The sequence below is a fragment of the Bradyrhizobium sp. genome (genome assembly GCF_019244115.1).
GTDB lineage: Bacteria > Pseudomonadota > Alphaproteobacteria > Rhizobiales > Xanthobacteraceae > Bradyrhizobium.
The window spans coordinates 16564-28690 of the sequence record NZ_JAFATE010000039.1; the positions used below are offsets into that span (position 1 = coordinate 16564).

10 protein-coding genes and 1 pseudogene are annotated in these 12127 nt (G+C 64.5%); 9 read left to right on the plus strand and 2 right to left on the minus strand.

The window, feature by feature from the left end:
• Positions 1–5 precede the first annotated feature (5 nt).
• The 3 genes from JOZ76_RS01960 to JOZ76_RS01970 all read left to right on the plus strand — a co-directional run bounded on the left by JOZ76_RS01960 (position 6) and on the right by JOZ76_RS01970 (position 4021).
• The gene (locus tag JOZ76_RS01960; protein WP_291696950.1) at positions 6–980 is read left to right on the plus strand and encodes a hypothetical protein; all 975 of its coding nucleotides are present in this window, start codon (positions 6–8) and stop codon (positions 978–980) included.
• A 257-nt stretch (positions 981–1237) separates the two neighbouring features.
• Positions 1238–2320 (plus strand): OmpA family protein, encoded by a 1083-nt coding sequence (locus tag JOZ76_RS01965; RefSeq protein WP_291696951.1) that lies wholly within the window; start codon positions 1238–1240, stop codon positions 2318–2320.
• Between the two features lie 762 nt (positions 2321–3082).
• Positions 3083–4021 (plus strand): septal ring lytic transglycosylase RlpA family protein, encoded by a 939-nt coding sequence (locus JOZ76_RS01970; RefSeq protein WP_291696952.1) that lies wholly within the window; start codon positions 3083–3085, stop codon positions 4019–4021.
• A gap of 44 nt (positions 4022–4065) precedes the next feature.
• Here JOZ76_RS01970 and JOZ76_RS01975 read toward each other — a convergent pair whose 3' ends face one another.
• On the minus strand, positions 4066–5025 hold the full coding sequence (locus JOZ76_RS01975; RefSeq protein ID WP_291696953.1) for an alpha/beta fold hydrolase: 960 nt from the start codon (positions 5023–5025) through the stop codon (positions 4066–4068).
• A 150-nt stretch (positions 5026–5175) separates the two neighbouring features.
• Between JOZ76_RS01975 and JOZ76_RS01980 the strand changes: the two genes are divergently transcribed.
• Genes JOZ76_RS01980 through JOZ76_RS02005 form a run of 6 tightly spaced genes read left to right on the plus strand, consistent with a single transcriptional unit; the run spans position 5176 to position 11855 of the window.
• Entirely contained in the window at positions 5176–6435 is a 1260-nt protein-coding gene (locus tag JOZ76_RS01980; protein ID WP_291696954.1) for a D-alanyl-D-alanine carboxypeptidase family protein, read from the plus strand.
• Between the two features lie 2 nt (positions 6436–6437).
• Complete coding sequence (gene tmk, locus JOZ76_RS01985; protein WP_291696955.1) at positions 6438–7124, plus strand: dTMP kinase; 687 nt, start codon at positions 6438–6440, stop codon at positions 7122–7124.
• Positions 7121–8167, plus strand: a complete 1047-nt coding sequence (locus tag JOZ76_RS01990) for a DNA polymerase III subunit delta' (protein WP_291696956.1) — start codon at positions 7121–7123, stop codon at positions 8165–8167. Before tmk ends, JOZ76_RS01990 begins: the two co-directional genes overlap by 4 nt.
• 56 nt (positions 8168–8223) lie before the next feature.
• Positions 8224–10260: a methionine--tRNA ligase gene (gene metG / locus JOZ76_RS01995; RefSeq protein ID WP_291696957.1), complete on the plus strand. Its 2037-nt coding sequence runs from the start codon at positions 8224–8226 to the stop codon at positions 10258–10260.
• A gap of 9 nt (positions 10261–10269) precedes the next feature.
• Positions 10270–11058, plus strand: coding sequence for a TatD family hydrolase (locus JOZ76_RS02000; RefSeq protein WP_291696958.1), 789 nt, complete (start codon positions 10270–10272; stop codon positions 11056–11058).
• Positions 11055–11855 carry an MBL fold metallo-hydrolase gene (locus JOZ76_RS02005; RefSeq protein WP_291696959.1) on the plus strand — a complete coding sequence of 267 codons (801 nt, stop codon included), beginning with the start codon at positions 11055–11057 and terminating at the stop codon, positions 11853–11855. Before JOZ76_RS02000 ends, JOZ76_RS02005 begins: the two co-directional genes overlap by 4 nt.
• Positions 11856–11864: 9 nt before the next feature.
• Here the strand turns inward: JOZ76_RS02005 and JOZ76_RS02010 are convergent.
• Positions 11865–12127 (minus strand): annotated as a pseudogene (locus JOZ76_RS02010) (tetratricopeptide repeat protein); the annotation flags it as partial.

Sequence of the window (12127 nt, forward strand, 5' to 3'; positions counted from 1 at the left end):
GTCGCGTGACCGCCAACGACGAGAGATTTGCGCTGCCGCCGGGCCTGCTCAATGGCCTGTTGTTCTTTGCCGTGGTGGTTTTCGGCAGCGGCTACATCATCATCTCCAAGCTGAACGATTTCGGCGCCTTTGCCGTCACTGCGGTTCCGGTGCTGATCATGATTGCCTACGGCGTGCTGCTCGGCGCACGGCTGTTCCGGCTGCGCGACGACCAGGCCGGCGACAATCTCTATTACATGGGTTTTCTGTTCACGCTGACGAGCCTTGCGGTTTCGCTCTATCAGTTTTCGGCGGCGGGCTCGGCCGAGCAGATCGTGCAGAACTTTGGCATCGCCATTGCTTCGACCATCGCAGGCATCACCCTGCGCATTCTCTTCAACCAGATGCGGCGCGATCCGGTCGAGGTCGAAGCGATCGCCCGGCTAGAACTCGCCGAGGCGTCGCGGCGGGTGCGGCGGGAGCTCGAAAGCGCCATTCTGGAATTCGGCTATTTCCGCCGCATGACCCAGCAATCGATCGGGGATGCGCTCGAGGAGCTCAAGGATAGCATCGGCAAGGCCCGCGACCAGCTCGCTGCCGAGATCAAGGGTTTTGCCGCGAGTGCCGAAATGCCTTTTGACGAGGCATCCCGGCGGTCGGAAGCAACGCTCGTCGCGCTGAACGAACGAACCGTGCTCGTGCTCGAAGTGTCAAAACAGCTGGTGCAGGAGGGCGAGCAGCTGACGCGGAACACGGCGCGAATTGTCAAGGCGATGGATGCGCTCGTGCAGCGGCTGTTATCGCTGCAGGATTCTGCGCAGGCCGTCGACACCAAACTCGCGCCGGTGCTGCAGAACCTGACCCAGGCCGTCAATGCGTTCGGCAAGAGCACCGAGGCGCAGGCGAGGACGATCGAAACGACGCTGAAGCAGACCCAGAGCGCAGTCGCAATGGCCACGCAGCTTCTGGAAGACATGCGTATTACGGAGCGGGCACGGTAGGGTTTTGGTGCGCCCGATGTGGCGGGACCGATAGAGCATGATGAGGTTCGGCGAATGCTGCAGCATCGGAGGTGCGCTCGCTCTCCCCGCTTGCGGGGACAGGGTTGGGGTGAGGGGGACTCTCCAGGGACTGAGTTCGCGGAGAGTCCCCCTCACCCGAAATTCACGCGTGCCGCGTGAATTTCGACCTCTCCCCAAACGGGGAGAGGTGAACAATTTTCGCGGGGCGAACGACGGCGGTTGGGAGAGTTCAAATCATGGATGGACGCATCTTGCAGCAGCGATCGTCATACCGGCAGGGCCTGGTGCTCGGCCTCACCATGGCCGAGATCATGATCCTCCTGGTGTTCTGCCTGCTGATCGGCATGGCGACCTTTTTGAAACGGGAGGAGGGCAGGCGCGTCGTTGCCGAACAGGAACTGCAGCATGCGCAGCGCGATAATGCGCAGGCCCGCCAGGTGCTGGCCGAATTGCGCCAGGATGCCGCGCTCGGCGAAAAGCTGCAAAACCTGTCGGGCCTCAGCGATATCAAGGCCATCGACAAGTATTGGCGCGAGCTGGTCGACAGCCGGACCGTCGTGAAAGAGATCGAGCAGAGCGGCGTCTCGGTCAAAGAGCTTCAAGAGGGCATCGCCACCGTCACCCAGCTCCGCGCCAACAGTATCAATGCCGACAAGGCGATCCGCGATTCCGACACGGTCGCTGCGATTAATCGGGCGATGGCAAAACCCGGGCAGCCGCCGGTCTCGACGCAGGCGATCCTGGATGCGATCGCGCGCGGGCAGGCAATCGCATCGGGCACCAGCGGTCACCAATGGCCGCCCATCATCCGCATGAGCGAGGCCGACGGCTATTTCTTCAAGACGAGGAGCGCGGAATTGTCGACGGCGTTCCATGATACGCTGCTGAACAAGACGCCGCTCGAGATCCTCGACTACATCCAAAAGTACGATGTCGACGTGATCGAAGTCGTCGGCCACACCGACGAGCGCCCGATCGGCATGCGCCAGCTGTCCAATCTCGACCGCGATCTGCCGTCGGTGCTGAAGAGCAACAGCAGCGTGGCGAGCCTGACGCCGGCCGACAATGCAGGACTTGGGCTAGCGCGCGCGGTCGCCGTGGTCAGCGTGCTCCGCCAAAACCCGTTGCTCGACCGCTACAAGATCATCCCGTTGTCCGGCGCCCAGCTCGTCAACACGGATGAAACGCTCGCGCTTGGGGGATCTCCGGAAGATGTGCAGCAGCGCCGCCGGATCGAAATCCGCCTGCGCAAGTCCGTCTCCAGCGACACCACAAGCGCGGTGCGGGCGCCCGTGCTTCCGCTGGACATCATGCGGTGACGGCCCTGCCAGAACGTGGTTGGGAAGCGAATAATGGCTCGGAGCCACAAAAAAGGCCAGGAGGTGCGATTCGCGTCGAGCCTGGGACGAGCCTTGGAGGAGACCTGCCGCCGACATCACCGTCCGGAGGCGCACGTCATGCGAGCATCGGTCTGGATGACCACCAGACGGGTGCCCGTCTCAGGCGAAGGCGTAGGCGATCAGGCTGGACCAGAGCAGGAAGATTCCTGCCGCCGTCAGGGCAAGAAAGCCGTCCGAGACGAGGTCTTGATTGAGCATCTTACTGTCTCCGTGCTTATCCGACTTAGGTCAACATGTTCGGAAAAGAACCTTAAGACATGGTTGGCGTAGCCCTCTTTTCAGAGGACTAGTGCCAGGAGCGAACGCCCTCAAATACATGAGCCAGGAAGATCCCGGCGCCCATCAAACCCATCAGTGCTGTTACCGCGTCGATCATTTCAGTGGTCCTTTGCACCCCCGCGCAACGCAACCAAACGACGTGGACCCCTACACAGTCAAAATGATTTCTTCCCCAAAACCGAGATCGGGCGCGACAGATGTTTTCCGGCAACAGGTGTGTCAATCCGGGAACGCCTGGACCCATCTTCACAAGTATTGGTTAACCACGAAACAGGCATCCCCATTTCCGCCGCGTTCTCCTTGCGTTATCGTGCCGCGCCGGCCGCATGGGTGGGCTGTGTCCGGCTGCCGGTGCTCGCGCGAGAGAGGCGGCGGGGCCGGGGGAATGCTAGTTTGGGTTCAATGGGGATTCGGCAGCCAGATTCCGTGGTCCGGGTCGCGCGCGGCGTTGCGGCCGTCGCCGCGTGCCTGTTTGTGGCCAATTGCGCGTCATCGGGCAAATTCGCTGGCCAGGTCGACCCGAAATACGGGGTCTCCTCCAGCCCCAGGGTCGTGGAGTTCGGTGAACCCGTTCCGAAGGGCGGCGGCACCTATCGGATCGGCAAGCCCTATATGGTCGCCGGCAAGGTCTATGTCCCCGAGGAGGACACGAACTACAGGCAGGACGGGCTGGCATCCTGGTACGGCGATGATTTCCATGGCCGGCTGACCGCCAATGGCGAGGTTTTCGACATGGCGGCGCTGACCGCGGCCCATCCGACCCTGCCGATGCCCTGTTACGCGCGGGTCACCAATCTTACCAACGGCAAGTCCCTGATCGTGCGGGTCAATGACCGCGGCCCCTATGCCAACAACCGCCTCATCGACGTCTCCAACAAGGCCGCCGAGCTGCTCGAGTTCAAGTCCGTCGGCGTCGCCCGGGTTCGGGTCGAATATGTCGGCCGGGCGCCGCTCGAGGGCTCCGATGACCGCCAGCTGATGGCGACGCTGCGCACCGGCGCGCCGGCGCCGGCCCCGTCGCTGGTCCGGGTGGCCTCCGCGCGGCCGTTCGTTCCCGAGGTGGCCGCGTCCAGCCGCGGAGCCATCCGCGGCGGGATTCCGATGCCGGAGGGCCGGCCCTATGATCTCGGCAACACCGCCGGTGCCATGGCCTCCATGTCGACCTCGGAGATGTCGGCCTCGCGGCGGACGCGGCCGGCGGTGCGGATGCCGGACAATCCGCGCGCGGTCTCCTACGAGAATGACCCGCGCTATGCCCCGCCGACCGATTCCGAGGCGGCCGAGACACCCTCCGGTTCGCGCGGGTCGAACGGGGTTTTCAGCGCGAGGGGGCTGTATTAGGAGGGATGATCGCCTCGGCTTTTGCGGCTTGATCGATGACGCGGTCAGCGCGCGGCCACGGCATCCCGGATGAATGAGATCAGCGCCGCATTGACCTCATCGGGCCGCTCCTGCTGGATCCAATGGCCGGCGCCGTCGATGATCAGCTTCCGCTTCAAGTTCGGCAGCACGCGCTCCAGCTCATTGACGCGCTTGGCGCCAATCAGGCCGGTAATGACGGGATCCCTGGAGCCCGCGATGAACAGGGACGGCTGGCGGATCTGCGCGTCCTGCCATGGCGCGGTCAGCTCCCAGTTTCGATCGATATTGCGGTACCAGTTGAGCCCGCCTCGAAAGCCGGTGGCCTTGTAGGCCTCAACGAAGACGGCCAGTTCGTCCTCCCCGAGCCAGCCTGGAAGCGGCTGGTCGATGCTGAAATTGTCCAGCAGCCCCTTGCCATCCTGAACGAACATCGCCGCCGCGGGATCGGCGCGTCGGCGGCCGGCCAGGACCGACCGGACGGTCAAGGCCACGTCGCGTTCGAACTCGGCTTCCGCGACGCCCTGTGTCTGAAAGTATTGCCAATAAAAATTCGTGATGCCGGCCTCGCGGAGCATATCGAGGGGCCGGCCGCGGCCGCGAAACGGCGGCGGCACGCTGAGGCCGGCGACGCCCGTGAAGATGTCAGGGCGGAACAGCGCGGCATGCCAGGCAACCGGTGCGCCCCAATCATGTCCGACAATGACGGCCTGGGTTTCGCCGAGTGCCGCGACCAGCGCCACGATGTCGCCGACGGTATCGAAGATGGAGTAGGCAGCCGCCTCGGCCGGCGCGCTGGAGCGGCCGAAGCCGCGCATGTCAGGCGCAACGACGTGAAAGCCGGCGTCCGCGATCGCGCCGATCTGGTGCCGCCAGGAATAAGACAGTTCGGGCCAGCCGTGGCACAGCACGACGAGCGGACCTTCTCCTTGTTCCCTGAGGAACAGCTCAATGCCGTTCGCGGCTACCATGCGTGAGGAGGACATCGCTTTTCCGCCTTGTTTGAGCGTTCGTCTGGCCGTCGGTTCCGCTCGCAACGATAGAGTCGCGTGCACGTCCCCGCAATCGCGGCGTCCTAAAAGCTTGGTTGTTTGGGTAACTTCCAACTGTTAGAACGCGCAACTCAGGGCCTTCCGATGGCATTGCTGCAACACCCGCTCCTCCTGTTCCCGCGATTGCAGGGGCGCCCTTGGCGCCGCCTTGCCGCCGTCAGCGTGGCGATCGCACTGGGCTGGGCCGGTGTGCTCCACGCCGCCAACCAGAGTGTGCAGGGCGCCAAGAAGGAGGAGGGCGGATTCGACGGCGACGCCCCGACCGCGATCCTGGTCGAGGCGAACAGCGGCAGCGTCCTGTTCGAGAAGAACGCGGATGAGCTGCGCGCGCCCTCCAGCATGATGAAGCTGATGACGGCGGAAGTCGTGTTCCACGCCGTCAAGCAGGGCGACGTCAAGCTGACGGATGAATACCGGATCAGCGAAAATGCCTGGCGCAGGGGCGGCGCGCCGGCCGGCGGCTCGACCATGTTCGCCGCGCTCAACAGCAAAGTGTCGATCGACGACCTCCTGCATGGGGCGATCATCCAGAGCGGCAACGATTCGTGCATCGCGCTCGCGGAAGGCATGGCGGGCAATGAGAAGATCTTTGCCGCCGATTTCATGACCAAGCGGGCCCGCGAGCTGGGCCTAACGCAATCGACCTTCGCCAACTCCAACGGCTTGCCCGACCCCGGCAACAAGATGACCGTGCGGGAGCTCGCAAAGCTCGCTCGTCATATCATCCTCGACTATCCCGAGTTCTACAAACTGTTCGGCGAGAAGGAATTCACCTGGAACAAGATCCGCCAGCCGAATCGCAATCCACTGTTGAACTCGCTGGAAGGCGCCGATGGCCTCAAGACCGGCTACACCAAGGAAGGCGGCTACGGCATGGTCGGCTCGGCCGTGCAGAACGGGACCCGCCTGATCGTTGTGGTCAACGGCCTCGAGGATCCGGATGACCGCGCCACCGAAGCCAAGAAGATGCTGGAGTGGGGGTTTCGCAATTTCGAGACCCGCACCCTGTTTGCCGCCCAGCAGACCCTCGGTTACGCAAGAGTTTTTGGCGGCGACAGCCGGTCGGTGAAGCTGTGGAGTCCCGAACCGGTCAAGGTCATGGTGCAGAAGAACGTCAACGACAAGCTGATCGCCCGCGTCGTCTACAGCGGCCCGGTGCGCGCACCGATCGAGGCCGGCCAGAAGATCGGCGTCGTCCGGGTCTGGCGCAACGGCAATATCGCGGTGGAGTCGCCGATCTTCGCCGCCGAATCCATCGGCACGGGATCGACCGTGCGGCGCGCGTTCGACGGCGTGAGCGAGCTCGTGATCGGCATGTTCCGTGCGGGCGCAGAGAAGCTCTGAAGATGGTTGATGAGTTGGTCAAACGCAGCCCCGGTCGCGGGCGTTTCGTGTCGTTTGAGGGCGGGGAGGGGTCGGGGAAATCGACCCAGATCAAACGGCTCGCCGAACGTCTGAACGCCGCGCGGCTGCCCAACATCGTGACCCGCGAGCCCGGCGGCTCGGTTGGCGCCGAGATCATGCGCCATCTCGTGCTGTCGGGGATGGGCAAGCTGCTAGGCCCGGACGCCGAAACGCTGCTGTTCGCCGCGGCCCGCGACGATCACGTCAAGCACGTCATCGGGCCCGCGCTCGCGCAGGGCACATGGGTGCTGTGCGACCGCTTCGCGGATTCGACCCGCGCCTATCAGGGCAAGCTCGGCAATGTGTCGCCGACGCTGCTCAAGGCCATGCAGCGGGTGACGATCGGCGATCTGAAGCCGGATCTCACCTTCATCCTCGATGTTCCGGCAGAGGTCGGGCTGAAACGGGCCGCTCACCGGCGCGGGGCGGGCGCGCCCGACCGGTTCGAGAGCGAGGATCTCCGCTATCATGAAAAGCTGCGTGAAGCCTATCGCCAGATCGCGGCGGAGGATCCGCAGCGCTGTGTCGTGATCGACACCACGGCCGATCCGGACAGCGTGGCCGCGCGGATCTGGACCGAGCTCCGCAGTCACTTGTTCTCGGTTTCCACATCGGCTGCGCCGGCATGAGCGCGAAAAAGGTCGGGCAGGAGATCGCGATCGCGGCACCGCGCGAGACCTCCGCCCTGTTCGGGCATCGCGAGGCCGAGAACGCCTTGCTCAGCGCCTATCGCGGCGGGCGGATTGCGCATGCCTGGCTGATCGGCGGGCCGCAAGGCATCGGCAAGGCGACGCTGGCCTACCGGATGGCGCGTTTCGTGCTCAGCCATCGCGATCCGGCATCGGCCGGGGTGCAGCACGCCGAGACGCTGTGGGTCGATCCGGGCAGTGCGACGGCGCGGCAGGTTGCTTCGGGCGCACATGGCGGACTCTTGACGCTCGAGCGGACCGCCAATGACAAGGGCGTGCTGCGCACCGTGATCACGGTCGACGAGACGCGCGAGACCATCACGTTCTTCGGCTCGACCGCAGCGGGCGAGGGCTGGCGCGTCTGCATTGTCGACACCGTCGATGAGCTCAATCCGAATGCCGCGAATGCGCTGCTGAAAATCCTCGAGGAGCCGCCGCAGCGCTCGCTGTTTCTGCTGGTCAGCCACGCCCCGGCGCGGGTGCTGGCGACGATCCAGTCGCGCTGCCGCAAATTGCGGCTGCGCGCGCTTGACACCGATGACGTCGTGCGGGCGGCCGCGGAGGCGACCGGACTGGCGCCTTCCGATCCGGCGCTGAACGAGGCGGCCGAGGCCTCGGAAGGCAGCGTCGGGCGCGCGCTGACGCTGATGGGCGGCGATTCGCTCAAGCTGATCGAACGCACCGCAGCGCTGCTCGCCAATCTGCCTAATCTCGATCCACGCGGATTGCACGCGCTGTCCGATGCGCTGGGCACCAGCGACCGCGCGGCGCTCGCCGCCTTCGTGGACAGCGTCGAGCGCTGGGTCAGCGAGCGGCTGCGTCACGACGCGAGCCGGAGCGATGCAAATCTGCCCCGCCTTGCGCAGCTGGCGGAGGTGTGGGAAAAGATCAGCCGCGCCGCGCGCGACACCGAATCCTACAATCTGGAGCGAAAGCCGCTGGTTTTCTCGGTGTTTGGGATGCTCGCCGAAGCCACGCGGTAAAACGCTCCGCCTGATGTCATCCCTTCATTAGTCTGACCTGACACGAGGATTTTGCCGTGGCGACCGCCAGCAAGAAAACTGTCAAGAAGCGCAAGGCCAAAAGCAAGGTCAAGAGCGCGGTTAAGAGCAAGGCGAAGAAGACCGCAAAGAGCGCGGCCTCGAAGTCCCGTGCCAAGGGCAAAGGCGCCGCCAAGAAAGCAGCCAAGACCGCCAGCAAGGCGGCAAAGAGGGCCGCGCGGACGGGTGTAAAGAAGGCCGCGAAAAAGACCGCGCAGGTGGCCACGAACAAGGCACCTAAGGCCAGGTCAGAATCAACCAAGATTGCCTCCGAACCAAAGCTGGCGCCAGAAGCTCTGAGCGCGATCAAGCGCGCCGCCGAGGCGGCAGCGGCGGCGCTCGCGCCGGCCCGGAAGCCCACTGCCGAGCCGAGCGCCGCCGAGCCCGTCGCGACGATCGAAGATGTTGCGGCGGCACCGGTCGCCGCTGAGCATTTCGAGGTGACCGCAGTCGAAACGATTGCCGAGGCGGTTGCACCCATTGCGCCTCGTGCGCGCCAAAGCTTCTACATCACCACCGCGATCGCCTATCCGAACGGCAATCCGCATATCGGCCATGCCTATGAGGCGATCGCGACCGACGCGCTGGCGCGCTTTCAGCGGCTAGACGGCAAGGACGTGTTTTTTCTGACCGGCACCGACGAGCACGGCCTGAAGATGATCCAGACCGCACAGAACGAGGGGCTGACGCCGCACGCGCTTGCCACCCGCAACGCCGGCCGCTTCAAGGAGATGGACGAGCGCCTCAACGTCTCCTTCGACCGCTTCATCCGGACCACCGAAGAGCAGCACCATCGCTCCAGCCAGGAGATCTGGCGGCGCATGGCCAATAGTGGCGATGTCTATCTCGACAGCTATTCGGGCTGGTACTCCGTGCGCGACGAGGCCTATTACGCCGAGGAGGAGACGACGCTCGGTGAGGACGATGTGCGGCGCGGGCCGCAGGGCACGCCGGTCGAATGGGTCGAGGAGAAGAGCTACTTCTTCCGCCTCTCGGCCTATCAGGACAGGCTGCTCGATCTCTACGCGGACCAGCCGGACTTCATCGGCCCGGAGTCGCGCAGGAACGAGGTGGTCAGCTTCGTCAAGAGCGGTTTGCGCGACCTGTCGATTTCGCGCACCACCTTTGACTGGGGCGTCAAGGTCCCCAGCGATCCGGAACACGTGATGTATGTCTGGGTCGATGCGCTGACCAACTACATCACCGGTGCCGGCTTCCCCGATGAGAACGACGCCAACTGGGGCTACTGGCCGGCGGACGTGCACATCATCGGCAAGGACATCATCCGCTTTCACGCCGTTTACTGGCCGGCATTTTTGATGTCGGCCGGCATCGCCGTGCCAAAGCGCGTCTATGCCCACGGCTTCCTGTTCAACAGAGGCGAGAAGATGTCGAAATCGGTCGGCAATGTCGTCGACCCCTTCAACCTCGCCGACCAGTACGGCGTCGACCAGATGCGCTATTTCTTCCTGCGCGAGGTGCCGTTCGGACAGGACGGCAACTACAACCACGAGGCCATCGTGGCGCGCATCAATGCCGATCTCGCCAACGATCTCGGCAATCTCGCGCAGCGCTCGCTGTCGATGATATCAAAACAGCTCGGCGGCGTGCTGCCGGAGCCAGCCGCGTTCTCCGACAACGACAAGGCGATTCTGGCGCAGGCCGATGGCATGATCGGCATCGCGCGCGAAGCCATGGCGACGCAGCAGATCCATCAATGGCTGAATGCGGTGTGGGCCGTGGTTGCGGAGGCCAACCGCTATTTTGCCGGTGAGGCGCCGTGGGCGCTCGCAAAAACCGATCCGGCGCGGCAAAGAACCGTGCTGTATGTGACGGCGGACGTGGTGCGCCAGATCGCGATCCTGACCCAGCCCGTGATGCCCGAGGCTTCGGAGAAGCTGCTCGACAGCCTCGGCGTCCCCGGGGATGAGCGCGGTTTCGCGGCGCTTGGTGGCGCGGTGCGGATCGCCCCTGGAACGCAATTGCCGGCACCGCAGGCCGTGTTCCCCCGTTACATCGAGCCGACGGCTGCATGAGTATTTCGCATGCTCGTCGACAGCCATTGCCATCTCGATTTCCCGGATTTCGCGCCCGATCTCGACTCCATCGTCGCGCGGGCGGCAGAGGCCGGGATCGGCCGGATAGTCACGATCTCGACACGGGTGCGCAGGCTCAGTGAGCTGATCGCCATTGCCGAAAAATACGACGACGTCTATTGCTCGGTCGGCACCCATCCGCATCACGCCGACGAGGAAGACGGGATCCCTGCTGATGAGCTTGCCGAGCTGACCCGGCATCCCAAGGTCGTCGCGCTCGGGGAGGCCGGCCTCGATTACTTTTACGACAACGGCTCGCCGGAGGCGCAGGCGCGCGGTTTTCGCGCCCATATTGCCGCGGCTCGCGCGACCGGCTTGCCGCTCGTCATCCACACCCGTGAAGCAGATGAAGACTGCGGACGCATCCTGGAGGAAGAGGCGGCCAGGGGAGCATTTCGCGCGGTGCTGCATTGCTACACCGGCGGCCGCGAGCTTGCGATGAAGGCGATTGCATTGGGGCTGTCGATTTCCTTTACCGGGATCCTGACCTTCAAGAAGTCGGAAGCCTTGCGCGCGCTGGCGGCCGAACTGCCGGCCGACCGCATCATGGTCGAGACCGATGCGCCGTATCTCGCGCCCGGAAAATTCCGCGGCAAGCGCAACGAGCCGGCCTACGTGGTCGAAGTTGCCCGCGTGCTCGCGGAGGCGCGCGGGGTTTCGCTCGACGAAATCGCGCGGCAGACCACGGAAAACTTCTTCCGCCTGTTCTCGAAAGTGCCACGGCCGGTCGCCGCATGACCCTGACGCTCACGATCCTCGGCTGTGGCTCTTCGGCCGGCGTTCCGCGTCCCGCACTTGGCTGGGGCCAGTGCGATCCCAAGAATCCCAGGAATCGCCGGCGGCGCTGCTCGCTGATGGCCGAGCGCACCTCCGAGCACGGCACGACGCGAATCGTGATCGACACCGCGCCCGACCTGCGCGAGCAGCTGATCGACGCCGATGTCGATCATATCGATGCGGTGTTCCTGACCCATGAGCATGCCGATCAGACCCATGGCATCGACGATCTGCGCTCGGTGGTGCTGCACCAGCGCCGGCGGATTCCGACCTATTTTTGCCAGTCGACCGCCAAGGACATCCTGTCGCGGTTCTCCTACTGCTTCATCTCACCTGAAGGCAGCGACTATCCGCCGATCCTGACGCGGCATTCGATCGAAGCCGGCGAGAGTCAGGCCATTTTGGGCAAGGGCGGGGAGGTGACGCTGAGCGCGTTCCTCGTGCAGCACGGCAACATTCCCGCGCTCGGCTATCGCATTGGAGCCGCCGCCTATACGCCCGATCTCAACGACATTCCGCCGGAGAGTTTTCCGCTTCTGGAAAATCTCGATCTCTGGATCGTCGACGCGCTACGCCATACCCCGCATCCCAGTCATTTCAGCCTCAGCGATGCGCTCTCCTGGATCGAGCGCTTCAAGCCGCGCCGCGCCATCTTGACCAACCTGCACTCTGATCTCGACTACGAAGTCTTGCGCGCCAGCCTGCCTAAGGGCATCGAGCCGGCCTACGACGGGATGCGGCTGGAGCTGGCGCCCTGACCCGGTGCCTCAGGCGGCGCCCGGGCTTTCCGACTGCGTGGCGCAGTATCGTTGCCACATCTCCCGGTAGGCGTCCTCGACCGCCTTCGCGTAAGCGAGCGTCCCGCAACGCCGATTGATCAACGCCGGCAGGTCCTGACGAAGCGCCTGCAATTGCGCCGGCGCCTGGCGGGAGGCGATTGCGAGATAGTCCTGGTCGTCGCGGGCGATCCAGTCTGACAGGCCCGTGGCCGAGAGGATGGCCGCGGCCGCCCTGGTCGGAACGCTCCGGC

Excerpts from the sequence above, each read along its gene's own strand:
- JOZ76_RS01975 (WP_291696953.1), bottom strand. The coding sequence starts at position 5,025 with ATGTCCTCCTCACGCATGGTAGCCGCGAACGGCATTGAGCTGTTCCTC.
- tmk (WP_291696955.1), top strand. The coding sequence starts at position 6,438 with ATGGTTGATGAGTTGGTCAAACGCAGCCCCGGTCGCGGGCGTTTCGTG.
- JOZ76_RS01980 (WP_291696954.1), top strand. The coding sequence starts at position 5,176 with ATGGCATTGCTGCAACACCCGCTCCTCCTGTTCCCGCGATTGCAGGGG.
- JOZ76_RS01965 (WP_291696951.1), top strand. The coding sequence starts at position 1,238 with ATGGATGGACGCATCTTGCAGCAGCGATCGTCATACCGGCAGGGCCTG.
- JOZ76_RS01990 (WP_291696956.1), top strand. The coding sequence starts at position 7,121 with ATGAGCGCGAAAAAGGTCGGGCAGGAGATCGCGATCGCGGCACCGCGC.
- JOZ76_RS02000 (WP_291696958.1), top strand. The coding sequence starts at position 10,270 with ATGCTCGTCGACAGCCATTGCCATCTCGATTTCCCGGATTTCGCGCCC.
- JOZ76_RS02005 (WP_291696959.1), top strand. The coding sequence starts at position 11,055 with ATGACCCTGACGCTCACGATCCTCGGCTGTGGCTCTTCGGCCGGCGTT.
- JOZ76_RS01970 (WP_291696952.1), top strand. The coding sequence starts at position 3,083 with ATGGGGATTCGGCAGCCAGATTCCGTGGTCCGGGTCGCGCGCGGCGTT.